This is a genomic window from Microcoleus sp. D3_18_C4 (assembly GCF_036702355.1).
Taxonomy (GTDB): Bacteria; Cyanobacteriota; Cyanobacteriia; order Cyanobacteriales; family Microcoleaceae; genus Microcoleus.
In genome coordinates, this window is the sequence record NZ_JAUBTF010000005.1 from 134883 (window position 1) to 161389 (window position 26507).

32 protein-coding genes are annotated in these 26507 nt (G+C 46.9%); 20 read left to right on the plus strand and 12 right to left on the minus strand.

All coding sequences use genetic code 11. The features are described from left to right. Window positions 1–31: 31 nt before the first annotated feature. The 3 genes from QUA90_RS04075 to upp all read right to left on the minus strand — a co-directional run bounded on the left by QUA90_RS04075 (window position 32) and on the right by upp (window position 1729). Window positions 32–325 carry a TMEM165/GDT1 family protein gene (locus QUA90_RS04075; RefSeq protein WP_333082112.1) on the minus strand — a complete coding sequence of 98 codons (294 nt, stop codon included), beginning with the start codon at window positions 323–325 and terminating at the stop codon, window positions 32–34. 60 nt (window positions 326–385) lie between these two features. Further along, window positions 386–853, minus strand: a complete 468-nt coding sequence (locus tag QUA90_RS04080) for a TMEM165/GDT1 family protein (protein WP_333322875.1) — start codon at window positions 851–853, stop codon at window positions 386–388. Window positions 854–1078: 225 nt separating this feature from the next. Continuing rightward, on the minus strand, window positions 1079–1729 hold the full coding sequence (gene upp / locus QUA90_RS04085) for a uracil phosphoribosyltransferase (protein ID WP_333323037.1): 651 nt from the start codon (window positions 1727–1729) through the stop codon (window positions 1079–1081). Window positions 1730–2214: 485 nt separating this feature from the next. On the opposite strand from upp, the gene crtH reads away from it, so the two are divergent. After that, window positions 2215–3759 carry a carotenoid isomerase gene (gene crtH / locus QUA90_RS04090; RefSeq protein WP_333443974.1) on the plus strand — a complete coding sequence of 515 codons (1545 nt, stop codon included), beginning with the start codon at window positions 2215–2217 and terminating at the stop codon, window positions 3757–3759. A gap of 152 nt (window positions 3760–3911) precedes the next feature. Here the strand turns inward: crtH and QUA90_RS04095 are convergent, their stop codons facing one another. Beyond that, complete coding sequence (locus QUA90_RS04095) at window positions 3912–4352, minus strand: pentapeptide repeat-containing protein (RefSeq protein ID WP_333443976.1); 441 nt, start codon at window positions 4350–4352, stop codon at window positions 3912–3914. Between the two features lie 531 nt (window positions 4353–4883). On the opposite strand from QUA90_RS04095, the gene QUA90_RS04100 reads away from it, so the two are divergent. Next, entirely contained in the window at window positions 4884–8249 is a 3366-nt protein-coding gene (locus QUA90_RS04100; RefSeq protein WP_333443978.1) for an EAL domain-containing protein, read from the plus strand. A gap of 122 nt (window positions 8250–8371) precedes the next feature. Here the strand turns inward: QUA90_RS04100 and sipA are convergent, their stop codons facing one another. Next, window positions 8372–8611, minus strand: coding sequence for a regulatory protein SipA (gene sipA / locus QUA90_RS04105; protein WP_333385168.1), 240 nt, complete (start codon window positions 8609–8611; stop codon window positions 8372–8374). A 542-nt stretch (window positions 8612–9153) separates the two neighbouring features. On the opposite strand from sipA, the gene rbfA reads away from it, so the two are divergent. Beyond that, complete coding sequence (rbfA, locus tag QUA90_RS04110) at window positions 9154–9588, plus strand: 30S ribosome-binding factor RbfA (protein WP_333160269.1); 435 nt, start codon at window positions 9154–9156, stop codon at window positions 9586–9588. Between the two features lie 71 nt (window positions 9589–9659). Beyond that, entirely contained in the window at window positions 9660–11282 is a 1623-nt protein-coding gene (locus tag QUA90_RS04115; protein WP_333443980.1) for a glycoside hydrolase family 3 N-terminal domain-containing protein, read from the plus strand. Here the strand turns inward: QUA90_RS04115 and QUA90_RS04120 are convergent. After that, window positions 11250–11480 carry a hypothetical protein gene (locus QUA90_RS04120; protein WP_333443983.1) on the minus strand — a complete coding sequence of 77 codons (231 nt, stop codon included), beginning with the start codon at window positions 11478–11480 and terminating at the stop codon, window positions 11250–11252. The genes QUA90_RS04115 and QUA90_RS04120 overlap by 33 nt on opposite strands. A 167-nt stretch (window positions 11481–11647) precedes the next feature. On the opposite strand from QUA90_RS04120, the gene QUA90_RS04125 reads away from it, so the two are divergent. Further along, entirely contained in the window at window positions 11648–11881 is a 234-nt protein-coding gene (locus QUA90_RS04125) for a DUF4327 family protein (protein ID WP_333057778.1), read from the plus strand. A gap of 63 nt (window positions 11882–11944) precedes the next feature. Here the strand turns inward: QUA90_RS04125 and QUA90_RS04130 are convergent, their stop codons facing one another. The 3 genes from QUA90_RS04130 to QUA90_RS04140 form a co-directional block, all read right to left on the minus strand. After that, window positions 11945–12349, minus strand: a complete 405-nt coding sequence (locus QUA90_RS04130) for a hypothetical protein (RefSeq protein ID WP_333443985.1) — start codon at window positions 12347–12349, stop codon at window positions 11945–11947. Between the two features lie 354 nt (window positions 12350–12703). Then, window positions 12704–13837: an ABC transporter ATP-binding protein gene (locus tag QUA90_RS04135; RefSeq protein ID WP_333443987.1), complete on the minus strand. Its 1134-nt coding sequence runs from the start codon at window positions 13835–13837 to the stop codon at window positions 12704–12706. Window positions 13838–13887: 50 nt separating this feature from the next. Then, a complete protein-coding gene (locus tag QUA90_RS04140) occupies window positions 13888–14457 on the minus strand; it encodes an HD domain-containing protein (RefSeq protein ID WP_333443989.1) in 570 nt (189 codons plus the stop codon). A gap of 145 nt (window positions 14458–14602) precedes the next feature. Between QUA90_RS04140 and QUA90_RS04145 the strand changes: the two genes are divergently transcribed. From QUA90_RS04145 to QUA90_RS04155, 3 genes are all read left to right on the plus strand, one after another. Next, window positions 14603–15226 carry a Uma2 family endonuclease gene (locus QUA90_RS04145; RefSeq protein ID WP_333322859.1) on the plus strand — a complete coding sequence of 208 codons (624 nt, stop codon included), beginning with the start codon at window positions 14603–14605 and terminating at the stop codon, window positions 15224–15226. Window positions 15227–15302: 76 nt separating this feature from the next. After that, window positions 15303–16853: a thymidylate synthase gene (locus tag QUA90_RS04150; RefSeq protein WP_333322857.1), complete on the plus strand. Its 1551-nt coding sequence runs from the start codon at window positions 15303–15305 to the stop codon at window positions 16851–16853. Beyond that, entirely contained in the window at window positions 16850–17389 is a 540-nt protein-coding gene (locus tag QUA90_RS04155) for a dCMP deaminase family protein (RefSeq protein ID WP_333322855.1), read from the plus strand. Before QUA90_RS04150 ends, QUA90_RS04155 begins: the two co-directional genes overlap by 4 nt. 241 nt (window positions 17390–17630) lie before the next feature. Here the strand turns inward: QUA90_RS04155 and QUA90_RS04160 are convergent, their stop codons facing one another. From QUA90_RS04160 to QUA90_RS04170, 3 genes are all read right to left on the minus strand, one after another. Beyond that, window positions 17631–18137 carry a salt stress protein, Slr1339 family gene (locus QUA90_RS04160; RefSeq protein ID WP_333443991.1) on the minus strand — a complete coding sequence of 169 codons (507 nt, stop codon included), beginning with the start codon at window positions 18135–18137 and terminating at the stop codon, window positions 17631–17633. Between the two features lie 72 nt (window positions 18138–18209). After that, window positions 18210–18815 carry a VWA domain-containing protein gene (locus tag QUA90_RS04165; protein WP_333290962.1) on the minus strand — a complete coding sequence of 202 codons (606 nt, stop codon included), beginning with the start codon at window positions 18813–18815 and terminating at the stop codon, window positions 18210–18212. A 114-nt stretch (window positions 18816–18929) separates the two neighbouring features. Then, window positions 18930–19406, minus strand: a complete 477-nt coding sequence (locus QUA90_RS04170) for an NAD(P)H-quinone oxidoreductase subunit N (RefSeq protein WP_333290963.1) — start codon at window positions 19404–19406, stop codon at window positions 18930–18932. 431 nt (window positions 19407–19837) lie between these two features. Here QUA90_RS04170 and rplC point away from each other — a divergent pair, with 431 nt between their 5' ends. The 12 genes from rplC to rplX all read left to right on the plus strand — a co-directional run bounded on the left by rplC (window position 19838) and on the right by rplX (window position 26473). After that, the gene (gene rplC, locus QUA90_RS04175) at window positions 19838–20473 is read left to right on the plus strand and encodes a 50S ribosomal protein L3 (protein WP_333290964.1); all 636 of its coding nucleotides are present in this window, start codon (window positions 19838–19840) and stop codon (window positions 20471–20473) included. A 190-nt stretch (window positions 20474–20663) separates the two neighbouring features. Beyond that, window positions 20664–21296, plus strand: coding sequence for a 50S ribosomal protein L4 (gene rplD, locus QUA90_RS04180; RefSeq protein WP_190657994.1), 633 nt, complete (start codon window positions 20664–20666; stop codon window positions 21294–21296). Further along, window positions 21289–21597 (plus strand): 50S ribosomal protein L23, encoded by a 309-nt coding sequence (locus QUA90_RS04185; protein ID WP_006634999.1) that lies wholly within the window; start codon window positions 21289–21291, stop codon window positions 21595–21597. Before rplD ends, QUA90_RS04185 begins: the two co-directional genes overlap by 8 nt. 175 nt (window positions 21598–21772) lie before the next feature. Next, window positions 21773–22636, plus strand: coding sequence for a 50S ribosomal protein L2 (gene rplB, locus QUA90_RS04190; RefSeq protein ID WP_333057787.1), 864 nt, complete (start codon window positions 21773–21775; stop codon window positions 22634–22636). Between the two features lie 113 nt (window positions 22637–22749). Further along, entirely contained in the window at window positions 22750–23031 is a 282-nt protein-coding gene (gene rpsS, locus QUA90_RS04195) for a 30S ribosomal protein S19 (RefSeq protein WP_006634997.1), read from the plus strand. 96 nt (window positions 23032–23127) lie between these two features. Beyond that, window positions 23128–23487 (plus strand): 50S ribosomal protein L22, encoded by a 360-nt coding sequence (gene rplV, locus QUA90_RS04200; RefSeq protein ID WP_015178707.1) that lies wholly within the window; start codon window positions 23128–23130, stop codon window positions 23485–23487. Between the two features lie 112 nt (window positions 23488–23599). Next, window positions 23600–24328 carry a 30S ribosomal protein S3 gene (rpsC, locus tag QUA90_RS04205; protein WP_242719701.1) on the plus strand — a complete coding sequence of 243 codons (729 nt, stop codon included), beginning with the start codon at window positions 23600–23602 and terminating at the stop codon, window positions 24326–24328. A gap of 115 nt (window positions 24329–24443) precedes the next feature. After that, complete coding sequence (gene rplP, locus QUA90_RS04210; RefSeq protein ID WP_333082091.1) at window positions 24444–24863, plus strand: 50S ribosomal protein L16; 420 nt, start codon at window positions 24444–24446, stop codon at window positions 24861–24863. 160 nt (window positions 24864–25023) lie between these two features. Then, window positions 25024–25338 carry a 50S ribosomal protein L29 gene (gene rpmC, locus QUA90_RS04215; RefSeq protein WP_333385187.1) on the plus strand — a complete coding sequence of 105 codons (315 nt, stop codon included), beginning with the start codon at window positions 25024–25026 and terminating at the stop codon, window positions 25336–25338. A 37-nt stretch (window positions 25339–25375) separates the two neighbouring features. Further along, entirely contained in the window at window positions 25376–25624 is a 249-nt protein-coding gene (gene rpsQ / locus QUA90_RS04220; RefSeq protein ID WP_006634992.1) for a 30S ribosomal protein S17, read from the plus strand. A 116-nt stretch (window positions 25625–25740) separates the two neighbouring features. Continuing rightward, window positions 25741–26109, plus strand: a complete 369-nt coding sequence (rplN, locus tag QUA90_RS04225) for a 50S ribosomal protein L14 (protein ID WP_006634991.1) — start codon at window positions 25741–25743, stop codon at window positions 26107–26109. Window position 26110: 1 nt separating this feature from the next. After that, entirely contained in the window at window positions 26111–26473 is a 363-nt protein-coding gene (rplX, locus tag QUA90_RS04230) for a 50S ribosomal protein L24 (protein WP_333212630.1), read from the plus strand. The last annotated feature ends 34 nt before the right edge of the window (window positions 26474–26507 follow it).

Below are 26507 nucleotides of genomic sequence, written 5' to 3' on the forward strand. Positions count from 1 at the left end.
TCTAAAATCTAAAATCGACTGACGCCAAGCCCTACTCGGATGCTTCCGGTAAATCTGCTTTTGGCCACAGCAAGCGCAAGCCCATTACCGCAAATCCGATCGCCGCGAGTCCCTTTACCAGTCGTTCCGGCAACACCTCTGCAGTGCTGAAGCCAATGCCCACACCGATTAAACTCGCCAGCAGCAGCGCCGACGCTGTACCGAAAAATACAGCCCGTGGCGAGTTACAACTACTGCCCAGGGCGATCGCAGCTAATTGACTTTTGTCTCCCAATTCTGACAAAAACACTGTAATAAAACTGATTCCCAAAAGTTGCCAGTCCATGTTTTTTTAGTTCTTAGTTAGCTATTGTAGAAATCTAGGACTTACCGACAAAGCAGACAATTAACCCAGCACTTCCCACAGCAGAACCGCCGAAATCGCGAGTAAAATCACTCCGGCTGCTCTCTCCAAAGTTCTCGGGGCAATCCGACTAGCCAGCCACCTTCCCAGCAAAACCCCCAGCAAACTCGTTGCTATCAAAGCCGAACCCGCACCCGCAAACACGATCCAAGGATTTCGAGATTCAGCCGTCATCAGCAAAATCGCGAGCTGAGTTTTGTCTCCAATTTCAGCTAGAAAAATAGTTGCAAAAGTCGAAGCAAAAATTGCCCAGTGCTTGGGCTTCAGTTTCTTTTGTTCCTGACAAATATCGGGATTTAGAGTCACTGAGACTTCAGCGGGCTCCGGGGTTAAAGCAGCACAAATCTCAGTAACCTCTTTTATTTGTAGTTGTACCTGTTGTGGCAAATCATAATTGAGGTTTACTGAGTCAGAAGCAGACAAGCTTGGCGGAACAGAATCAAGTTTCACGGGCAATGAGTGCTAAAAGCTATTTATTTTTGACTTGTACTTTTGATTCTAACTCTCTCGGTGCCTGCTTTTACCAAACCAGGGTCATCTTTTTCCCCCGATATTTCAGCAACTGATTCCTAGAACCACTCACCGCACCCACAAAGGCATACAAGCCCCCAGATTTATCAGTCTAGTCAATCTAAAATCTCAAATCTCAAATCTAAAATTGACTGGCTGACTGGTTTATGTGCCGTAAGTTCGATCGCCCGCATCTCCCAAACCAGGTACAATAAAGCCCTGTTCGTTGACTATTTCGTCGATCGTTGCCGTATAAATAATCAAACTCGGGTACTCTGCACTCAGCCTCTTCAAAGCCGGAGGAGCAGCCACCACAGAGATAATCCGAATCAAGTTTGGGTCAATTCCCCGTGCAGTCAATTCCTGCATAGTCGCTATAATCGTCCCGCCAGTCGCCAGCATCGGCTCGCTAATTATCACCCGCGTTTCCGGGTTAAACTGCGCCGGCAATTTGTTCAAATAACAAGTCGGTTCCAGCGTCTCCTCATTTCTTGCCATGCCGAGGTGGTAAACCGAAGCCAGCGGTACAACCGTCTGAATTCCTTCGAGCAGTGACAAACCCGCCCGCAAAATCGGTACCACAACTAACGGAGCTTCTGGGTTGATAAAAGTTGCCGGACATTCTGCCAAAGGCGTTTGCACTGTTGTTTCCACTGTCGGCAGCCATTCTCGAATCGCCTCGTAAGCCAGCCACCTTCCTAATTCTGTCATCGCAGAACGAAAAAGTACCGAGGGGGTGGCGGCGTCGCGGGCAACAGCCAGCCAGTGTTTAATTAATGGATGTGGAGGAACGTAAACGCGCAGTTGCAGGGACATTAGGAAATTGGGGAGATTGCTAGGTTTGAGGGATTTTATGCGGTGCGATCGATCTTCTTCGAGGGCTTCGCCAACGATCGATCCAGCGATCGCTCTGTGCAACTTATCACATCCTTGAGGGCGCATACAAGCCAGAGATTGAGTTAGAACCCATTCGCCGATCGACCTCCATCAGCTTATTGAAATATTTTTCCAATAGTATTGACATTAATTAGCAACAAGGCTATAGTGATTTTTAGTGTTCTCCTCTCAAAGGATCGGCAGACGGGGGCAGTCGGCAATGGTAGACTGTTCCCGCATTTTTTTGCGGAGCAGGGGCATCGGGCACTGGGCGTCGGGCATTGGGGATTGGATATTGGGCATTGGGCATTGCCGAACTTCGGTCTTCCTGACATCCGTTACATCCGCTACAAATCTCTTGCCGAACTTCTTGCTTCGGGAGCGATCGACTGTAAAATCATAGAAATATTAAGATTTTTAACCGAATGTCAGCTCCTACCCAATCCCAGTTATTTTCTCCCAACTCCCGCCCTACACAGCAAGAGTTTGATGTAATTGTCATCGGTTCCGGCATTGGTGGACTGGTGACAGCCACCCAGCTAGCCGCTAAGAAAGCCAAAGTTTTAGTGCTCGAAAGCTATACAATTCCGGGGGGTAGCGCTGGATATTTCGATCGAGAAGGCTACAGATTCGATGTCGGCGCCTCCATGATTTTTGGTTTCGGACAGCGCGGCACCACCAACCTCCTCACCCGCGCCCTGAAAGCAGTCAACGTCACCTTAGAAACGATTCCCGACCCCGTACAGCTTCACTATCACTTACCCAGCGGCTTGGAACTTGAAGTTCCCCAAGCTTATGATAAATACTTGCAAGAGTTAACAGACAGGTTCCCTCACGAACGCGAAGGAATCCACAAATTTTACGGCGAATGCTGGAACGTCTTCAACTGCCTCAACGGCATGGAACTGCTATCCCTAGAAGAACCCGGATATTTGGTTCGAGTCTTTTTTCAGAATCCTTTAGCCTGTTTGGGATTAGTAAAATATCTGCCTCAAAATACTGGCGACATTGCGCGGCGCTACATAAAAGACCCTACTTTGCTGAAATTTATCGACATGGAATGCTACTACTGGTCTGTAGTACCTGCCGACTTGACGCCGATGATTAATGCCGGAATGGTATTTTCCGACAGACATTACGGTGGCATAAATTATCCCAAAGGCGGAGTCGGTCAAATCGCCCAAAAATTAGTAGAAGGATTAGAAAAATGTGGCGGGAAAATTCAATACAAAGCTAAGGCTAAAAAAATTATAACAGAAAACGGCCGCGCTGTCGGAGTCGAGCTAGCAACCGGCGAAGTTTACCGCGCAAAGCGGATAGTTTCTAACGCCACGCGCTGGGATACTTTTGAAAAATTGCTGCCAGCAGAAGAGATGCCCGCTAGCGAAAAGAAATGGCAGCAGCGCTATCAAAAAGCCCCCAGTTTCTTGAGTTTGCATTTGGGAGTGGAAGCAAGCGTAATCCCTGCGGGTAGTGCCTGCCACCACATTTTGTTAGAAGAGTGGGACAAAATGGAAGCGCCGGAGGGAACAGTTTTAGTGTCAATTCCGACCGTACTCGACCCGGATTTAGCTCCCGCAGGATATCACATCGTTCACGCTTTTACGTCGAGTTGGATGGAAGAGTGGGAAGGACTTTCGCAGCCAGAATACGAAGAGAAAAAGGAAGAGGCTGCGGGGAGAATTATTGAAAGATTAGAAAAGATTTTCCCAGGTTTAGATGCGGGTTTGGATTATATGGAAGTTGGGACGGCGCGTTCTCACCGCCGCTTTTTGGGTCGCGACGACGGAACTTACGGGCCGATTCCGCGACAGAAGCTAATGGGTTTGCTGGGAATGCCGTTTAATCGAACTTCTATGCCTGGTTTGTATTGTGTGGGCGATAGTACGTTTCCCGGACAGGGTTTAAATGCGGTGGCGTTTTCTGGGTTTGCTTGCGCGCACCGAATTGCGGTTGATTTGGGTTTTTAGTGGTAGTGGTAGGGTACGTCAGATTGTTCGCTGGAAATACGAGAGAAAATGTGAGGCTCCGGGGTACCCTACACAAAGACTAAAAACCCGGTTTCAGCAGAGAAACCGGGTTTTTAACCTCAAAATTGGTGTTTTCCATTCTTTTAATGAGTTTACTGGTCGTAGCTGCCGCCGACGCCGATTTGGGTATTGTAGATTTTCGCATCTGTGATGGTCATATCTTCCATTGATGCGCCGGATACGTCAGCGGTGTTAATTATGGCCGCGGTCAGATCTGCCCGATCGAGGTTTGCGTCATTTAAACTGGCATTAGTCAGAAAAACTTTGGTTAAGTTAGCACCCGTCAAGTTAGCACCCGTCAAGTCAGCACCTTCGAGGTTGGCCTGAGATAGGTTTGCTCCTCGTAAATTTGCTTCTCTCAAATCAGCACCAATTAAATGAGCTCCCGTTAAATCTGCTCCCGACAAGTCGCACTTAAAACATTGCCCGGTGGACAATAACTGTTCGACGTGAACGGGATTTTCAGCGCGAGCCGGGCCTGCCAACACTAGGGGAGCAATTAAAAAAGTAGCGGCTAATAGATTGCGTTTCATAATCTCTTTTCCTCACAGACTCTGTATTCAAGTTCTTGTCTTGATATCTACAATCGTACCATGGTTGTTTTCGCGGCGTTGCGATCTAATTCACACATTGGCTGTGATATCGATTGCCCTCAACAACGCATACATGGTCTCGACCAGCTTGCAAAACTTTATTTCGCAAAACTTAACACTGCCGAACTTAATACAGTGCCTTTTTGTAGTAACCTTTTCTAGGTTAGCTAATACAGCAAACAGATGCGTCTTTCTGAAGAGGGAGATGATTCGCAATGCTATGGATGATTTTAGTCTGTAATTCTATCGCAAAAAGTTCACAACAAATACATTATTTTTAATAAATGTGTCACGGGACAGAAAATTTAACTTAAAATAAAGATAAGCTTCTAACTTTATAGGTAGAGGAAACGCAGTCACTGGCCTGATCCCCAGTTCAAGCTCGGCTGCATTTTTAACAATAACTTTTAATTAGGTCTCAGCAGCGCCGTAAAAATCCACCTAGTGCTTGGAAAGCAGCACTTTTTTGGAATGTCGCAGAGTCCACCCGATCGCAAAACTCAATTAAATATGCTCAAAAACGATTCATCCAAGTATCTGCCAACCTTAGCTCAAGTAATTGACCGCTACCCCTTGACAGTAGCGCCCGATACCCCACTAGCAGACGTAATTACCCTGATGGGCCAACGGCGCCCAAGTTGCTCTCTAAACGCAGCCATTCCACCAACCGATATCTATCAGCAACTAACAGAAATCGCAAATCTCCCCACTAAGAGTGCATTCAGAGACGCGACAGGTGTCTGCGTCTTTGTCGTGGAAAAATCACTCTTAAAATTATCTTCGCACTCTGCTCCAGATTCTCAATTGCAAGGAATCTTCACAGAAAGGGATCTTGTCGATTTGATTGCCTCGGGCAAAAACTTAAAAGGTGTCACCATCGCAGAAGTGATGAGGCAGCCTGCAGCAACTCTGACAAAATCCGAGACTCAAGACATTTTCAGCGCCCTAATTCTGCTGGGGCAACGAAGAATTAAGCATCTCCCAATATTGGATAGTGAAGGTCAACTCTTAGGAGTAATTACCCCGGAAAGCATTCGCCAAGCCATGCTCAAACCGGCAAATATCTTAAAAATGCGTCGCGTGAAAGAAGTAATGACCGCACAAGTCATTCAAGCACCTCGCTCCGCGTCAGTTAGGAGTTTAGCTGAGTTGATGGCGCAGCACCGCGTTAGCTGCGTAGTAATTACTGAATCAACAGAATTATCGATGAATTTACCGTTCCCCATTCCAGTAGGTATAGTCACAGAACGGGATATTGTGGAATTTCAAGCTTTAGATATAGATTTGTCGCAAACGATCGCCCAAACTGTGATGAGTACCCCTTTATTTAGCCTCAAGCAAGAAGACTCGCTGTGGGTAGCTCATCAGGAAATGCACCAGCGTTTAGTCCGCAGGTTGGTAGTAACGGGGGAACAGGGAGAACTCCAGGGAATAGTTACTCAAACCAACATACTGCGCGTACTTGACCCGATGGAAATGTCCGGGGCGATCGATGTTCTGCACGATTCAGTGGCAGAAAGAACTAGGGAATTGGAAAAAGCGATTGCATCCCTCAGCTTGACTAACGCCAGACTAGAAAGCGAAATTGCTACCCGCGTTAGGGCCGAGGCCAGACTCCACCTTTTAGAATCTGCTGTAGTGAACGCTAACGACGCAATCGTGATTATGGATGCGGGAGACAGCGATATCTCCGACCCCACCATCATCTATGTCAACGAAGCTTTTACCCAAATGACGGGCTACCTACCCGAAGAAATCATCGGACAAACCCCCAGTTGCTTGCGTGGCCCAGAAAGCGACCCCACCCAAGTCGCTAAAATTCGCCGTGCTTTCTCTCGCCGAGAACCCCTACGCCTAGAATTGATTAACTACCGCAAAGACGGTTCAACTTATTGGGTGGAACTCAACAGCGTACCCATTGCCGACACCTCCGGGAACGTTACCCACTGGGTGTCGGTGCAGCGAGATATTACCGATCGCAAGCGCATGGAACAAGCATTTTTTGAAGAAAAAGAACTCGCTCAGGTAACACTACAATCGATCGGCGATGCCGTCATCACTACTGACGCCGACGGCTGTATTTCCACCCTGAATCCAGTTGCCGAAACACTCACGGGTTGGTCTACCTCGGCAGCTAAAGGTTTGCCCCTCGCCAGCGTGCTGAGAATAGTTGACGAAACAACCAGGCTGCCGATCGAAAATATCGCCGAAATCGCTTTGTGCGAAGGTCGGATTGTTGACCAAGGGCGCAACAATTTGCTGATTGCCCACAACAACACCGAATTTGCGATCGACCACTGCGTCGCCCCCATCCACGCTAGCAGCGGCGAAATTGTCGGGGCCGTTGTTGTGTTCCGAGATGTCACCCAAGTGCGAACTCAAGCGCGACAACTCACCTGGCAGGCAACTCATGACCCCCTGACGCAATTAGTCAACCGCCGGGAATTTGAGTACCAGCTAGAGCACGCCCTACACGGCGCTCAAGGTTACGGGCAAGAACACGTAATGCTTTACCTGGATCTCGATCGCTTCAAAATAGTTAACGACACCTGCGGTCATGCTGCAGGGGACGAACTGCTGCGCCAAGTCAGCCAGCTATTTAAAAGTCATATCGGCAAAACCGATATTTTGGCGCGTCTGGGTGGCGATGAATTTGCCGTACTCCTGTATCATCGTCCCGTCGAACGAGGATTGAATGTTGCTGAAACGCTGCTGCGAAGCATTCAGGGCTTCCGCTTTGCGTGGCAGGACAAAACTTTTTCGATCGGCGTCAGTATCGGTTTGGTAGCAATCAATCCCAAAACAGCATCGACATCTGCGATTTTGAGCGCCGCCGATATGGCCTGCTACGCTGCTAAAAATAAAGGTCGCAACCGGGTACAGGTTTATCAAGCCGGCGATCAAGAATTAATCAAACAGCACGGCGAAACCGAGTGGGTGGTGCAAATTCATCAAGCTTTAGAAGAGAATCGCTTTTGCTTGTACTCTCAGCCGATCGTACCTTTGCTCAATTCTCCAACCACCGGAACCCACTGCGAAATCCTCCTGCGCCTCCAGTTGGAAACGGGTGAGTTGGTGTCGCCGATGGCGTTTATTCCGGCTGCAGAACGCTACAACTTGATGCACGCGATCGACCGCTGGGTAATTAGCACGTTATTTAGCAATTTATCTAAAATTTTCACGGCCAATTTATTCGTCCAAGACCCTGGAGTAGGCAGCGATAAAATAGTTACCTTCCCTGCTTGCTCTCTTTTGTCTAATCCGCAATCCTTATTTGGCAAATATCCCAGCATTTATTCAATCAACCTTTCTGGGGACAGCCTCAACGAAGAAAAGTTTATCGAGTTTATTCAGGAACAGTTTTCCATCCATCAAATACCGCCGCAAATAATTTGTTTTGAAATTACCGAAACCGTGGCGATCGGTAATCTCAGCAAGGCAGCCAGCTTGATTTGGCAACTCAAGGAACTAGGCTGCCAGTTTGCCTTGGACGACTTCGGCAGCGGGATGTCTTCCTTTGCTTACCTGAAAAGCTTGCCGGTTGATTATCTCAAAATAGACGGCAATTTTATTAAGAATATTGTCGATAATCCTATTGATATCGCAATGGTGGAAGCTATTACCAAAATCGCTCACGTCATGGGAATTAAAACTATTGCCGAGTATGTTGAAAATCAAACAATTATGGATAAACTAAATGAACTTGGGGTAGATTACGCTCAAGGTTATCATTTGGGCAAGCCTCAACCTTGTAACTTCACATCTCCTATTTTCGAGGAAGTTTTGGGGGAGTTTCCTGTTAATTCTTTGGCTTTTGAGGCTAAGCTGGCTTGTTGAATAAGGAAGTTCGGCAACGATCAAGCAAGAGGATTTAACCGATTTAAGGGAGAGATGTTGAGGGAACAAGGAAAAGGGAGATGTTAAGTGGTGATCTCAATTCCCCATTCCCCCTTTTTCCATTACCCATTACCTTCTACAATTGTTTCCGCTACTTCAATGTACTGACTGTCTAACAGAAAAGCACCTTTTTCAAAGCGAATTCCCCAATAATTGCCGGGACGCCGATCGATCACAACGCCTTCAGCGCCGATCGCAATTAAATTCGCTGGCCGCAGCATCGGCATCGGTTCGGCAGTTTTGACGTAAGGCGGCATCGCCACAACTCGGACTTTTTGACCGATTGTAAATTCTTTTTCCATGAGTTTTATTTCCTAAAAAAACACAGCGATAAAGGAATTTTGACAAGAAATGTTTCTGTTTAATTGATTGATTGATTGATTGATTAGGGATGGATAATAAAATGGGTAATTTTGAAGCATTATCAAGGGAATTACGGCAAAATTAGTGATATTTTAGGCTGCCATCTTCGTTATATTCAAGTTCATGATATTTTCCCCCTAACCCTAAGTCATGAAGACATCGCTGGTAGTTTTTGGCTCCCATATCGAAAGGGTTAGTCCTGTTCAATCTGGCCCATTCAGCTATCGTTAGCTGGTTAGTTACCCCTGAAGCATCGGCTACGGTTTTGACAATCCCATCAAACATTTTTTTTCCTCTAAGCTGTATCTCACTCTACCTCTCTATATTAGCTATATATTCACCTATGGCAATCAAACATTTTTTTCCTCTAAGCTGTATCTCACCCCTAACTCGGACGATCGCCCGTAACACGCCTGACCGATCGCGCTACAATTGTCTATTGGGATGAAAACGGCCGATCTAAAAGTAGGGGATAGTTGTTATGGCTACAAGTCGTCGCATTGAGCGCGTAGCTTCAATGATTAAGCGGGAAGTCAGCCTGATGTTGCTGAACGGCATTAAGGACGATCGGGTAGGTGCCGGTATGGTTAGCGTTACCGACGTAATTGTTTCTGGAGACCTTCAGCATACAAAAATTTTTGTCAGCATCTACGGTACTGATGAGGCGAAGGCTGAAACTATGGAAGGTTTGAAATCTGCTACTAGCTACGTCCGCAACCAGTTGGGCCAACGATTGCAACTGCGCCGGACGCCGGAGGTGATTTTTCTGGAAGACCGTTCTTTGGAACGGGGCGATAAAATGTTGATACTGCTGAATCAGCTTTCTGCCGATCGCAAACCGGGTATGTTTGATGACGAAGAATTGGCCGATGGCAATGAAAATGATGATGATGATTTAGAAGCAGACGAGGATTAGGTCTGAAGGTAGTCAACAGCCCAAAGTCAACAGTCAACAGTCAACAGTCAACAAACAATTCCTAATTTCCCATGATTGACAATCTTTCCTTACCCGAACTGGTGGCCCAGATGTTCGTGGTGCGCGCTTCTGGCTGCTTGTTCGACCACCAAATTCGCTATCCCGAATGGGAACCAACTGCTAGCAAACTCCGCTATTATCTGGAAAAGTTGGGCGTCGGCGGGGTGATTTTGGTCGGGGGAAGTGCTGCGGAGTTGGCAGTTCGATCGCACCAATTGCAGTCTTGGGCTAAGTTTCCGCTACTGCTGGCTGCTGATATTGAAGAAGGTGTCGGCCAGCGGTTCGCGGGGGCGACTTGGTTCGGGCCGCCGATGGCAATTGCTGAAATTGCGCGGCACGATGCAGGTAAAGCCGATCGATATGCTGAACAAATGGGCGCTGTCACTGCGATCGAAGCTAGGGCGATCGGTCTAAATTGGATTCTCGCACCAGTGGTTGATGTTAACAACAATCCCGACAATCCCGTGATTAACGTCCGCGCTTTTGGCGAGACACCGGAAATTGTCGGGAAATTAGCCGCTGCTTTTATTCGCGGCGCAGGCCAACACCCGGTTTTGACCACAGCTAAGCATTTTCCCGGTCACGGAGACACGGCGGTTGATTCTCACTTGGAATTGCCGGTTTTGCCGCATTCGCCAGCGAGATTGGCTGAGGTTGAGTTGCCTCCTTTTGTTGAGGGGATGGCTGCTGGGGTCGATGCTGTGATGAGTGCTCACTTGCTGATTCCAGCTTGGGATGCCGAGTTTCCTGCTACTCTTTCTCGCAAAATTTTGATTGGGAAGCTGCGAGAAGAGTTGGGATTTGAAGGTTTGATTGTGACGGATGCTTTGGTGATGGGCGCGATCGCCAATAAGTACGGCGCTAATGAAGCTGCTGTTTGGGCTGCTGAGGCTGGTGCTGATGTTTTGCTGATGCCGCTTGACCCGGAAGGGGCGATTCTCGCTGTCTGCGAAGCGGTCACTCAAGGGAGGATTCCAATTTCACAAATTAAGGAATCTGTCAAGCGGATTTGGTCGGCTAAAGCTAAAGTCGGTTTGTTAGTAAAGGAAAAGGAAAAAGCAGTAGATTCAACATCGATCAAGTCGATCGACTTAAGTTTGCTGGCAACTCCTGATGCCAGGGCAACTGCTGCCGATATTTTGCGAGATTCTTTGAAATTTGGTGGCAATCTACCTTTGCAGGTTGCAAAACCCCCAGAAAACAAGTTTTTGCGGAATTTGATTGTTGTAGATGATGTTTTGGGGTGCGAGTTTTTGGGCAACCACACTCCGGCGATCGCCCTTCCTGAACAGTTTGGTTACGAATTGCAACTGATTGACGATCGCACAGGGGCGATCGCTGATAATACAGGTGCAGAGCATTTTTCTCCGACACTGCTGCAAATTTTCATTCGTGGCAATTGCTTCCGAGGCAGTGCTGGTTTGACCCAAGCAGCTCAAGATTGGTTTAAGAAATTATTAAAAACGGAAGAACTGCAAGCTGTGTTAATTTACGGCAGTCCCTACGTTTTAGAGCAATTTTTGCCACACTTGCCTCCGAGTATTCCTTATGTATTTTGTTTTGGGCAGATGCCGGCAGCGCAATCTCTCGTTCTAGAAGTGCTATTCGGCATTGACGGAACTGGTAATGCTTGAGTTGCCCGACTGCTGAATCTTTCCATTGCTGCTTGCTGCGTTAGGAGTTAAATTCATCAACCCGGTTTCTCGCCGGAAATGTTGCCTTTGGTGGCAAAGCATCCAGAAACCGGGAATTGGACGGCGGTTCCTAAGTTCTGAATACAGCTTTCCAGCAGCTCCGCCTGCTTGTGGGGAAAATGTGCTGCTTCTCCACATCCTAAGACAGATCTCATCACTTATTGATAATTCGTATAATTTATTTTTATTTACGGCAGTGAATTGTATAGCTGGATACGGACAAAATTTAACTTCCATATTCGTAAGTTTGGACTATATTATTACCAGGGCCATAAAATTTTTTAGTAAAACATTGAGGGCGCATTATGATTCACTCCACTATTCCCCAAATCCAATACTCTTTAGATGTGATCCAAGATGAAGCGCGTCACCTCGTCCACGAGGGCGTACTGAGCCGCCAACAGCCTATATACACGCTTTGCCAATTCATTCCGCCTCGGGAATGGGCCTGTGTAGAGTGCGAATTAGAAAAATGCGACTTCTTGCTGCGCGATCGCATTGCCGACCTGATAGGTTCTGAAAAATGGGACAATGACTAAATTTTGGTTCTCTTAAATTAAGTTGGCAAGTAAACTCCGGCTGTGTTAAAGACTCTTGATTCTTTAATACTGGGAATTTTCGGCGCGCAAATTTTCCAACTCGGCCCTCAGCGCTGCCATGTGTGCAGTTAATTCTTGAATCTCTAGCTTTACGTTAGGCTGTACAACCGACTCGGGAGGAGCATCAGTCGCTGCATCTGATTGCTTGGGCGAGACAGATTCACTGTCTGCATTCTCCCGATCGCCCGGTTGAGAGAAAATAGTATCTACAAAATTCCGGGCTTCTCGCTCAGTCATTTCTCCTTTTTCCAGCAGCTCATCGGCGAGTAACCCCAAATCAGACTTCAGTTTGTCAAGATTTTCTTCTCGCTTCAGAGGATCTTGCAATGTCTCAATTAAAAAGGAAGTTGCACCTAAAGTTAGGTGAAATCCTGTTTGCAGCATTTGAGGCAGGTTGTCGGGATTCATCTAAAAATGCCGCTAGAACGTTTTTCTGAGTTTTTGCTTCGCTAATTGCTCCCCAGTCGGGGCGTCAAGCCGCTTCTTAGGGAAAAGATGCTTGCCTTCTGGGTAGCGATCGCCCCGATTCAGGAAATATCAGCTTTTGGGGGGACGTTTTACCGTTGTGCCAATACTAATCGTATCATTACTGCGTAAATTAATAAATGTCAAGTGTAAACTTTTGTAACTACGAATCGAGACTTTCCCACAGGAAGGATCAGTCTATTTTAGATGTTAGATTTTAGATTGAACAGGACTTAGGCCCTGCGACTAAAAAACCCCGGTGGCTGATTACCCGTGCGTAAGTCCTGTTCAATCCAGTTAAGGATACAACGCTTCCCCGGTGGAAGGGTCAAATATAAATAGTCGATCGAAGTCAAGCTGTACCGTCAGTCGATCGCCCGATCGCAAGCGAACACTCGCAGGTATTTGTAACTGTACAGTAGTTTCAGCACTCAACAACGGCAAACTCGCCCGAATTAAAGTTTCTCGCCCCAGAGGTTCCACTACTTTTACCTCTAGATCGAGGGGGACTTTTTCTAGTGCCCAAACATCGGTTTTCAAATCATCATCTTCTACTGTTTGTGGCGTAAAGATTTCTATATTTTCTGGACGGATGCCCAAATCAAATCCTTGTCCTTCTCTCGCCTGCAATTTTTTCTGAATCGAGGGCGGACAGGGTAAATATTGATTTCCCACTTGAAAGGATTCGTTAGTATAAATTGCAGGAAAAATGTTCATCGCGGGATTGCCTAAAAATGTGGCAACCATGCGGTTAGCTGGTTTGGCGTAAATGCTTTGCGGGTCTCCAATTTGTTGAATTTTCCCCCCATTTAAGACTACAATCTTATCAGCTAAAGTCATCGCTTCCACTTGGTCGTGGGTGACGTAAACGGTGGTAATTCCTAGCCGTTGATGCAGTTGTTTTAGTTCTGCTCTAGTGTCGTCTCGCAGTTGAGCATCGAGGTTAGAAAGCGGTTCATCTAAAAGGAATACTTTCGGTTCGCGGGCGATCGCCCTTCCTAGTGCTACCCGCTGCTGCTGTCCGCCTGATAACTGTTTGGGCTTGCGCTTGAGGAGGTGGTCGATCGAGAGCGATCGGGCTACTGTTTCGACTCGTTCTTGAATTTTAGTCGGGTCAACATTCCGCATCCGCAATCCAAAAGCCAGATTTTCGCCGACAGTCATGTGCGGATAAAGCGCGTAATTTTGAAACACCATTGCTACATCCCGCTGTCTAGCAGGAATGTTGTTAACTAAATTATCTCCGATGTAAAGATTGCCGGAACTTGCGGTTTCTAAACCTGCAATTGTCCGCATAATTGTGGATTTGCCGCAGCCGGAGGGCCCGACTAATACCCAAAATTCCCCGTCCGGGATTTTGAAGCTGATGTTTTCGATCGCGGTGACGTTTTGGTAGCGTCGGGTAATATTTTCTAAGCGAACATTTGCCATTTTTTAATTGTAATTGGTAATTGATAATTAGTGCTTTTTACCTTCAGCCGTCAGCCTTCAGAAAACTGTTCCAATTCTAAAACTGTGCGGTCTAATTCTTCAACTATAGGCGTTAACTCTGTTTGGCGGAATGCTTCTACTAAAGAACGATAATACCAGAGAGAACCATCTTTGCCACCTTTGAAGCGTTCCCAAACAGTATCTCCTAATTGACGGGAATCTTTCAGGATCGATCGAACATTATAAAGTTTATCAGCAGCCGAGACTAATCTCACAGAGCCAGAAGCTGTAGAAATGCGATCGATATAAGCTTGTTTTCGCTGTCGCCAAGGCGGTTTCGGCGTCTCGTCACTGTCGGTACAGCCATCTACAATCGCTGTGACGCTATCACCAAAGCGGCGGCGGATGGCTTCGCGGGTGGTGACGCCACCTTGATCTTCGATCGCATCGTGAAGCAAAGCTGCGATCGCCTCATCTTCATTTGCCCCATATTCTAAAGCTATACTAGCAGTGCCCAACAAATGGGCAATGTAGGGAACGCCAGAACCTTTGCGAACTTGGGTAGCGTGCAATTCGGCAGCATAGGTGAGGGCTTCAGAAAAACGGTTTGAGAGAATCATGAAAGTCACCTTTGTCAATTGCTATGATATATAAATTGTCGGGCTAAGTGGAAAAGACAAAATCTACCAAATTCCATAAGATCATAAAGATGCGATCGAGAGCGATCGATTGTACAATTCTAATCGTTAAAGAGATGTTTATAGCATGACAGCTACTATAATTATACCAAACAGTGGCGACCAAAACTCAGAGCCAGAACTACCGCAAAAATTAGAAAATGTAGCAGAAATTCTGGCACAATCTGAGCATAAAAAAGTCATATCTCTCGAAAAGTTTTTAGTCAAGCCTCCTGATAGAATGGAATGGGTTGACGGCAACTTAGTTGAGAAAACAGGAAGGACATTCAAGCACGGTCTCGCTCAAGCTAAATTATCTACATCCTGGAGAAATTACAAACATTCCAGCGGACAGGGAGGAGAAGTTCTTACAGAAGTCCTTTGCCGCACTAGCAAACAGGGCCGCCGTCCCGATGTTGCTTACATTACTCCTGAACTGCTGCCACAATCAGGCAATTTTACAGCCTTTTCCCAAAGTTTTCCCTTGATAGCGGAAGTTGCTTCTCCCGAAGATAGTGGCGAAGAGTTATTTGCCAAAGCTCAGGAATATTTGGAATCGGGATGTTTAGAAGTTTGGTTGCTGTTTCCTGAAGCTAGATTAATATTTGTCAATGCAGGGCAACGCTGGCGGTTGTTTAATGCCGATGAAGTTGTTAACACTCAAAGTGTGCTTGCAGGTTTTAGCGTAGCTGTGAGTGAATTGTTGGCTTGAGGAATTTGTTCAAACAAAATTATCAAAGATTCTGCAGTATTGATATAGTAGTACGCGGTGCAAAAAACGGTAAGCCATGACAGCCAAAAATCTCGTCAATAAATTTGAGTACAAACCCCTATACAAACCAAATCAATTAATTTGCGGAACGGGGCAAACAGCCATTGTCAGCGGCTGGACAGTAAAAAGTGCGATCCTTTCCAAGGGCTGCGCTAACGGCAAAAAATTACAACCCAATGAATTTGCTGTCATCGGACAACTATACTCTCCTACTCGCGGCATCAACTTCTTAATTAGAAACTTGCTGTGCAATCCCCACGTCCGCTTTTTAGTAATTCTCAACGCTACCAAAGAAGACCGCAACTCCGGTGCCGCAACTTGCTTGCTAGACTTTTTTCGCAACGGCTTTGAAGCCGGCAAAAGCGATACTGGTAGAGATTGTTGGCTAATTAAATCTTCAATATTTGGCTACATTGATATTGAAATAGCAGCAGAAGCCTTAGAACTATTGCGTCATTCAATAGAATGGAAAGAAGCCAAAAATATAGCAGAAACAGTGACTCTTGTCAAGTCTTTTTCCGAAAAAGCAGTGGTTGAACCTTGGGGAGAAACCGTAACTTTTCCGTTAGTCGAAATCGTCCCGACTGTACTCCCCGGTCAGAAATACGGACATAGAATCGAAGGCAAAACTATAGCCGAAACTTGGGTAAAAATCATCCACCGAATTAAGACCACCGGCACCCTGCGGCCGACTGGTTACGACGGACAGTGGCAAGAATTAATCGACTTGATGGCAGTGATTACAGATGAACCTGCGGAGTTCTATTTTCCAGAACCGAATTACTTACCAATCGACCGCGATTTCCTCGAACAGTACAAACCGCAAATGCTCGAAGATGCCCCATATAGCGAAGGCATTAAATATACCTACGCACAGCGGATGCGGTCGTGGTTTGGACGCGATCAAATTGAAGAAGTTATTGCCAAACTAATTAAGGAAATTGACGCGGCAAGTGCTGTAATTAGTTTATGGGATGCCGGCGGAAATATTAACAGAAGGCCTGACGGTTCATCAGACCACCAGCACAGCGGCAGTCCTTGTTTAAATCACATTTGGGTGCGAGTTGTAGATGATGAAATATCGCTAACTGCAACTCTCCGCAGTAACGATATGTTTGCGGCTTGGCCGGCTAATGCAATGGGTTTGCGGGCTTTGCAGCAGCACATTCGCGATGAAATTGCGAGGCGTTCCGATTATAATTTGACAATGGGCCCGTTGGTAACGTTGAGTCAATCGGCTCACTTGTATGACGATACCTTTGAAAATGCCGATCGACTAATTCAAACCCAATATGCTAAAATCTGCGAAGATCGAGACTTTTTCGATGCAGCGGGCAATTTTTTAGTTGAAGTAGCCGACAATCAGATAGTAGTCACGCAAACCACCCCGGGCAGCGGCGAAGTTGTCACCTGTTATTCTGGAAAAAACCCTCTCAAGTTAGTGCGAGAAATTTGTGCGGCTTCCCCTGCCATCCAACCCGAGCATATTGGTTATTTGGGAATAGAATTGCAAAAGGCGGCCGAGTGTCTGAAAACCAGCAACCAATACATTCAGGATAGAAAATGAATCTAGAAGAAGAAAGACCGACTTGGGACGAATACTTCTTAATGTTAGCAAAATTGGCCGCTACTCGATCGACTTGTTTGGCTTTTCCTGTAGGCGCGGTGATAGCTAAAAACAGGCAAGTTTTAGCAACGGGTTACAACGGTTCGCCGTCAGGTTCGGCACACTGTACTGCTCAAGGCTTCTGCTATCCTGGTTTGAGTAGTTGCGACGCCAGCAAAACTTTGCCATCAAGGGCGGTTCACGCGGAAGCAAATGCGATCGCTAAAGCTGCTAAACACGGTATATCTACTGCTGGGGCTAGTATTTACGTCACTTTAGAACCCTGCATCTATTGTTTGAAATTAGTCATTGCCGCTGGAATTAGAGAAGTGTTTTACGAAACGAGTTTTAACAGCGGAGAAAAAGCTGCTTTGAGAGATACTTTTATCAGTGAAGGTATTGTTGAGTTAAAACAAATTCAGCTATCTGAAGATACAGCAAAAAAGGCAGCTTTGTTTTTATTGCATCCTACATCTGTGGCCAAAAATTTAGTATAGGCTCAATCCTCCCCGTGGTTGTCGCAGCCACAGGAAATAACTGTGCTGTGTCCCTATAAATGATATTTATGTGCTGGCAATTTCTAGGGATACGGCACAGTTATTTCCTAAATACCGCGTGATACAAAGGATATTTATTGTACGTCTTGCAAAGACACAGCACTGCCATACCCTTACAACAAATAGAGATGGCAATTAACCAAAAAACGTCCTGACTAATTGTGAATACCGTGTAGTTCAATCAATCAAACTCATTCACCGCTTGCAAATAGTCGATCGCCGCATCTATCCTCGAAGAATACTTAAAAGCAAACTGATCGAACCAATATCCCTCATCGGAATTTTTATCCAACTTTTTCAGCCAAACCTGAGCTTGCCTAACTTTCTGTCTGTGCGTTTGTACGTCCAACTGCGGCCCCGCGACTTTTTCTGCGGGCCGCGGTTCCAGTGAAGCTACTTCCTGAGCTTGATTTTGCGCTTCGTGCTCAGGCTTAAGCGGTTGCTGTGAAGCGACTGCATGAGCTTGATTTTGCGCTTCGTACTCAGCCTTAATTTGAGCTAAATCCTTATCCAAAGGACTAGCATACAAATTTATATCTGATGTTTTAAATGTTTGATTTGACGGCACTGCTGCTTGTGGTACAGGCGCTTGTGCTTGCACTGGTGTCTGACTTTTCAACTCAGCATTTTTTTGAGATGCTTGATACTCTGCCTTAAGTTCACCTAACAGGCGCTCGATCGATTCCATAACTTAAACCCCCTAAAAAATGCTGCTGGGCTAACTGGCCCAAATATAATCGCGTGAACTTCGCCCGCCTCCTCAATCAGTTATTGCATTCAGCAATACCTCTGTCAGGGTCATTCCTTCAATATCATCCATCGTGACAGTATCAACGATATCGAATTTAGCCCCGGCGCTTTGCAGTTCGTCATCCAATATCTTGAGAAACTTAGTAGCTTCCGGCGCATTTCCTACTTGAATGAAAGAAATCGCCAACTCTTCATCTCGATCGAGCTTCCGAGAAGCCTCTATAATCGTTTTCATCACTTCTTTGCGATCGTCCGGTTCCCCGTCCGTCACCACTAATATTGTTTCCCCATTTTGCTTGGTCTTACCGGATGCTTTGCGCTGAAAAAAATTGTTCAGAGCGTCTTGCAGAACAGCAGCTAAATTGGTAGTCCCCGAAGGTTCATTTTCTTGGAAAATTTGCACGACTTTAGCTGATGTTACGTTGTCGTAGCGCTTGAAGCGACCGGAAAACACATAAACTGTTATGCCATCAGGATCAAGTTCTTCGCATTTATTCGCTAATGCGATCGTCGATTCTTGCATGAGCGCCCACCGAGTTTTACCGCCCATTTGGTCTTTTGTGTACATACTGCCGCTTTTGTCAATAATGATGGTATAATCGCGGTTCTGAAGCATAAGATTTTTCCTGTTAATTAAGTTCCAAAAATATCAAAACCAGCGAGCAGAAGCTGTTGAGCTTTAGTTGCTCGCTGCGTTTTTTAGTTGATTTGCGATCGCAAATACCGGAATTTAAGCTGCAACTAAAGCATCTTTAAGTGGCTTCCAGCTAAAAGCTCGATCGCCCCCCATCTCCACTGCTATTTTAACTCGCGGTTCTAACGTCGGCAAAACAGTCAAATACTCAATCTCCTGACTCGACAAAATCTGCCCTTCAATAATCCACAGCACCAGTCCTTTTGCTTTAGGTGGCAAATTGTCTAATTGAGTTTTCAACATCGGTGGCACGTAGTATGTATAACCCACAGCCGCTTCGTTGCCAGTAGTTTTCTTGCCCAAATGTGGCGGTCGCACGCCGTGAACCCCCGTTAAATACATCGCCAAATCACCCAAACCCCGCGCCGAAATCGTGTACGCACCGTAGCCCGCAGCCCTCAGCCTGCGGAGGTAGCGCCCCTCAAATCCGCCCTCTAAAGGAACGTACAGGGCCAGCGACCCCGACTTTTCCAAATCCCGAATCAGATCAGATCCCGTCGTAATCAGTCCCATAAATTTGTGTTTCCTGCTGTATCAAAATTTGGTCGATCGCTGCTTGCGAGCTGGAAATATTATAAATCTTAAAGTTGAGCCTAAAAATTCTCATCCCGGCCTTGACAAACGGCAAACACTTCATGTACTATTGTGAATTGTCGCCGTAAAGGATACTGAGTGGTTTGCTGCTCAAGTCCTGGCACAAACAAGCAAGACCGAGACAAAACTCGGAGATCTAGCCGGTAAAAAGCCGCGAATCTCAACCCTTGCAAGACTTCCACAAGCTCGCTCCCAAATTTAAAACTCAAATTTTAAACACCGAGGAAGGCTGTTGGTTGATAACAGTTAATTGCAGGAACATTGAAATAAATGTTTCTGCACAAGAGCAAGCGGATTGACGTAAATTTCGCAATCCGAAACCTCTTGCGTAAATAAAAGGAAGAAAATCCGTGTCTGTAGGCATTCTTGGCACTAAACTAGGCATGACTCAAGTGTTTGACGCCGAAGGGAGAGCCATCCCCGTCACCGTCATACAAGCAGGGCCTTGTACAGTAACTCAAATCAAAACAAAACAAACTGACGGCTACGGTGCCGTTCAAGTTGGATACAACGAAGTCAAACCAAAGGCTCTCAACAAGCCAGAACTAGGACACCTTGCCAAGTCGGGGGCGAATCCATTGCGCCACTTGCAGGAATACCGATTGGAAGACACCAGTTCCTTTGAATTAGGTCAACAACTAAAAGCAGATACTTTTACACCGGGACAAATAGTAGATGTCATCGGTACCAGCATCGGTAAAGGTTTTGCAGGTTTTCAAAAGCGCCACAACTTTAAACGAGGCCCAATGTCTCACGGTTCCAAGAACCACCGCGAGCCTGGATCGATCGGACCTGGAACTACTCCCGGTCGCGTTTATCCTGGGAAAAGAATGGCAGGACGTATGGGCAACGTTCAAGTCACCGTCCGCAAACTAACAATTGTCCGGGTGGATACAGAGCATAATTTGCTGCTAATTAAGGGAGCAGTTCCCGGCAAAGCTGGCGCCTTAGTCAATGTTGTGCCTGAGAAAAAAGTAGGACGTTAGTCAGTAGTAAGTAGTCAGTAGTCAGCAGTCAGTAGATAGTGGTTGGCCGTTAGTAGCAAGCAATAACTAAGAACTAAAAGCTGAAAACTAAGAGCTGAAAACTAAGACCTGAGAACAGACAACAGACGACAGACAACAGACAACAGACAACTAACAACAGACAACTAACAAAAGACAAAGGACAAAAGATATGGTTAACTGTGTAGTGCGAAATTGGCAAGGTGAAGAAGTTGGAGAAACAACTTTAGAACTGCGCGTAGCCAAAGAAGAAAATGCGTCTCACATCGTTCACAGAGCATTGACGCGGCAACTGAATAACGCTCGTCAAGGAAATGCTTGCACCAAAACTCGATCGGAAGTCAGAGGCGGTGGCCGCAAACCTTGGCGTCAAAAAGGCACGGGTCGAGCCAGAGCAGGTTCTATCCGTTCTCCGCTGTGGCGGGGCGGCGGTGTCATCTTCGGGCCAAAACCGAGAGACTTTGAAGTCAAAATGAACAAAAAGGAACGCCGTCTCGCTTTGCGGACAGCATTCCAAAGTCGCACCGAAGACATCATTGTGGTTGAAGAATTTGCAGAGCAATTTCCGAGACCGAAAAGCAAAGAATTGCTGAGTGCGATCGCCCGCTGGGGCATCGAACCCGATACAAAAGTTCTGTTAATCTTGCCAGAACCGCAACCAAACGTCTACTTATCAGGACGCAACATCGAATTAGTAAACGTCATCTTGGCAACCTCCCTGAATGTTTACGACGTTCTCGCGGCTGACAAAATTATCGTCACATCTACAGCCATAGCTAAAATTCAGGAGATTTACGGTGAGTAAAATCGACCCCCGCGACTACGCAGATTTGATCCAGCGTCCGATTCTCACCGAGAAAGCTACCCGAATGATGGAATTAAATCAATTCACATTTGACGTAGCCCCCAAAGCGACGAAGCCTCAAATCAAAGCTGCAATCGAAGAACTATTTAAGGTCAAAGTCATCGGCGTCAACACCCAAAACCCGCCGCGTAAAAAGCGTCGAGTTGGCAAATTCGTCGGCTTTAAACCTTGTTACAAGCGAGCAACCGTAACTCTGACCGACGGAGACTCGATCCGCAAACTCCTATTCCCAGAAGTCTAGACGATTTTGGATTTTAGATTTTAGATTTTAGATTTTAAATTGCGGTTAACTGGTGGAAATTCTAGAACCAGAAAACTCGTAAGTTAACCAAACATCGCCAATCTTCAACCTAAAATCTAAAATCGATAAACGTCAAATCCAAAATCCAAAATCCAAAATCTAAAATAGATCGATTATGGGCATCCGTTCTTACCGACCTTATACCTCCAGCACCCGAGAACAAACCGTCTCGGACTTTGCTGAAATTACCAGATCAGAGCCAGAAAAGTCTCTAACCAGCAATAAGCACACCAAACAAGGCCGCAACAACCGAGGCGTCATCACCTGTCGCCACCGGGGAGGCGGTCACAAACGGCTGTATAGAGACATCGACTTCCGCCGCGACAAACACAGCATTCCCGCTACCGTCAAGGCGATCGAATACGACCCCAATCGCAACGCCCGCATCGCCCTCCTGTTCTACAAAGACGGCGAAAAACGGTACATCCTGCACCCGCTCAACTTAAACGTCGGTACAGTAATTGTCTCAGGCCCAGACGCGCCGATCGAAATCGGTAACGCCCTCCCCCTGAAGAACATTCCCCTCGGTACGAGCATCCACAACGTCGAGCTAGTACCCGGAAAAGGCGGACAAATCGTTCGCTCCGCCGGCTCCAGCGCTCAGCTAATGGCAAAAGAAGGTAGCTACGTCACCCTCAAACTGCCATCCGGCGAACAGCGCAAAGTCCGCGCCGACTGCTACGCCACCATCGGTCAAGTCGGCAACACCGACGCCAGAAACATCAGCCTGGGTAAAGCCGGCCGCACCCGCTGGAAAGGTCGCAGACCAACCGTTCGCGGTAGTGTCATGAACCCGGTAGACCACCCGCACGGCGGTGGCGAAGGCAGAGCTCCCATCGGACGTCCGGGGCCTGTCACTCCTTGGGGTAAACCAGCATTGGGTGCAAAAACTCGACGCAAAAACAAGCGCAGCGACGCTTTAATCGTCCGGCGCCGCCGCAAAGCTTCCAAGCGCGGCAAGGGCGGCAGACAAAGCTAGTCATCAGTCAGCAGTCTTCAGTGCTTAGTTATTAACTGCTAACTAATGACTGAGGACTGATGACCAATGACTGCTTAATTCTGACTAATGACTCCTGAATTACTAAAAAAATCATGTCTCGATCGCTAAAAAAAGGGCCTTTTGTCGCAGATGCTCTGATGACAAAAATCGAAAAACTCAACGCCGCCGGCCAAAAACAAGTAATTAAAACTTGGTCGCGATCTTCCACAATCCTGCCCCAAATGGTAGGTCACACGATCGCCGTTCACAACGGCAGACAGCACGTACCCGTTTACCTCACCGACCAAATGGTAGGTCACAAACTCGGAGAATTTTCCCCCACTCGCACCTTTAGAGGTCACGCGAAAAGTGGTGATAAAAAGGCGAAAAGATAGCCGAATTAGGTGACAGGTAATAGGTAGTAGGAAAAAAAATTACCAATTACCAATTACCTTTTGCCCAATTACCAATTACCAATTACCGAAATCGAAATGGCTATAGATACCACATCCGAAATTAAGGCGATCGCCCGTTACATCCGGACATCCCCCTTCAAAGTGCGCCGAGTCCTCGACCAAATTCGTGGCAAAAGCTACCAAGAAGCGCTGATTTTACTCGAATTCATGCCCTACCGCGCCTGCGAACCAATCGTCAAAGTTTTGCGATCGGCAGTAGCCAACGCCGAACACAACGCAGGATTGGATAAATCCAAGCTAGTAGTGTCTCAAGCTTACGCAGACCAAGGCCCAGTCCTCAAACGCTTTAGACCCCGCGCTCAAGGTCGCGCCTACCAAATTCGCAAGCCAACCTGTCACATTACCGTAGTAGTAGCTCCGCTCCTAGAAAACTAAACCAGGGAAAAACGTAATAGGTAATAAACAGCTTAAAGTTGAAAAATGGGTAATCACCAATTACCAATTACCAATTACCAATTACCAATTACCAATTAACTCATCAACTATTATGGGCCAAAAAATACATCCAATTGGTTTTCGCCTCGGCATTACCCAAGAGCACCGCTCTCGCTGGTTTGCCGATCCCAAAAACTATCCAGAACTCTTGCAAGAAGACTATAAAATTCGCAAGTACGTTCGTAAAACCCTCAGCAATGCTGGGATTTCCTCGGTCAGAATTGAGCGGAAAGCCGATCAAATCGACCTAGAAGTGTTCACCGCCAGACCAGGCGTTGTCGTAGGCCGCGGCGGAGCAGGCATCGAAACCTTGCGCGTCGGTTTGCAGCAGCAACTCGGTAGCAACCGCCAAATCCGCATCAACGTCGTCGAAGTCCAGCGAGTAGACGCCGATGCCACACTGATCGCGGAATACATCGCTCAGCAACTAGAACGGCGCGTATCCTTCCGCCGAGTCGTCCGCCAAGCTATCACCCGCGCCCAAAAAGTCGGCATCCAAGGCATCAAAATTCAAGTCAGTGGACGCCTCAACGGTGCAGAAATTGCCCGTACCGAATGGACACGGGAAGGAAGAGTCCCCTTGCACACGCTGCGGGCAGACATCGACTACTCCTACTGCACTGCTCAAACCATCTACGGTATTCTGGGCATTAAAGTTTGGGTTTTCAAAGGCGAAATTATTCCCGGACAGGAACAAGAGGCTGCACCAAATGCAGCAGTGCCCCGCACCAAACAAAAGCGCCGCCGCCAGAACTTTGAAGATCGATCGAACGAAGGCTAGCTAATTGTTAACTGTTAGTTGTCACTTGTTAATTGTCAGTTGTTCCAAACCAATTAGCAATTAGCAATCACCAATTACCAATTACCAATTACCAATTACCCAACTCCCTTTCGCCATGTTAAGCCCCAAAAGAACCAAATTCCGCAAACAACAGCGCGGGCGAATGAGCGGTATTGCCACCCGCGGCAATACAGTTAGCTTTGGCGACTTCGCGCTCCAAGCCGTCGAACCCGCCTGGATCACTTCTCGCCAAATAGAAGCCGGACGGCGCGCCATGACCCGCTATATCCGCCGGGGCGGCAAAATCTGGATTCGCATTTTTCCCGACAAACCAGTCACCCAGCGCGCAGCAGAAACCCGGATGGGTTCCGGTAAAGGTAATCCTGAGTTTTGGGTTGCTGTGGTCAAACCCGGCCGGGTAATGTTTGAAATTGGCGGCGTAAGTGAAGAAACTGCCCGCGAAGCAATGCGTTTGGCATCTTTCAAATTACCAATTAAAACCAAGTTCATCACTCGCGAAGAAGACCAGTCATAGCGAAGAGCGAAGGTAGAATTAGGTCTGTCTTAATCAGCATTTTAAACGGCTACAGCAATTTAAAATCTGGCTTTCATAACTTTTCTTTCCTTCGACCTTCAGCCAAGCGAGACAATTCTGTCTTCTGTCATACCGCTCGCTAACGAGAAAGCACACAATTATGTCTTTGACCAAGATTAAAGAAGCTAGAGAATTAAGCGATGCTGCCGTAGCAGAGCAAATTTTAGCCGTCAAGCGCCAACTAATGGAATTGCGGCTCCAGCAAGCTACCGGCCGCATGGAAAAGCCTCACCTGTTCAAGCACGCCAAACATCGGCTAGCTCAATTGATGACAGTTGAACGCGAGCGCCAAATCGTTGCTGAGAAAGAAGTGGCAGAAAAATTAGCCGCCGCATCTAAACAGGTAGCACAGCCTGCTGCAACCGCAGCAGTCAGCCAAGAGTCAGAAGCAGCCGAGCCGACGATCGCACAGTAGCTAAAAACAGTCAATTGCACAACAAAAATAGGTAGCTATGGCAATTAAAGAACGAGTTGGCGTAGTAGTCAGCGACAAGATGGATAAAACCGTCGTGGTAGCAATCGAAAACCGCTCCTCCCACACCAAATACGGCAAAATCGTAGTCCGCACCAAGCGGTACAAAGCTCATGACGAAGAAAATCAGTGCAAATCGGGCGATCGTGTCCGCATCACTGAAACTCGCCCACTGAGCAAAACCAAACGTTGGACGGTTGCTGAGATTTTCGGGACAAAAAACGGCTAACAGTTAATTGCGATCTCGCGCTCGCCCGATCGGTACTTGATTAATCAATTAGCCGTCAACAGTCAACAGTTAACAGTCAACAGTTAACAGTCAACAGTTAACAGTCAACAATCACCATGATTCAACCCCAGACATACCTCAATGTCGCCGACAATAGCGGAGCCCGCAAACTGATGTGCATCCGCGTATTGGGAGGCGGCAACCGTCGCTACGGCGGAGTCGGCGATGTCATCATTGCCGTCGTCAAAGACGCCATCCCCAATATGGCCGTCAAAAAATCCGATGTCGTTCGGGCTGTCATTGTCAGAACCCGCAAAGGTTTGCGCCGCGACAGTGGCATGAGCATTCGTTTTGACGATAACGCCGCCGTTATTATCAACGTAGACGGCAACCCCAAAGGCACTCGCGTCTTCGGCCCCGTCGCCCGCGAATTGCGCGACAAAAACTTTACTAAAATCGTTTCCTTAGCCCCGGAGGTACTTTAAAATGTACGGAAAAAAGGGTAAACCAACTAGCGAGCCGCAGCGCTACAGAATGCACGTCAAAGCAGGCGATACCGTGCAAATAATTACTGGCAAAGAGAAAGGAAAAGTCGGAGAAATCTTAAAGACATATCCTAAAGTCAGCAAAGTAATTGTTAAAGGTGTAAACATCAGAACAAAGCACGTCAAGCCCCAGCAAGAGGGAGAGTCCGGGAAAATACTCACATTTGAGGCTCCCATTCACAGCTCAAATGTCATGCACTATTCCGAAAAAGAAAAAATAGCTAGCCGCGTTTGCTATACATTTAGCGAAGATGGCCGGAAACTGCGACAGCTCAAAAAAACTGGAGAAATCCTCGATAATTAGTCATTAGTCATCAGTCATTAGTCATCAGTCATCA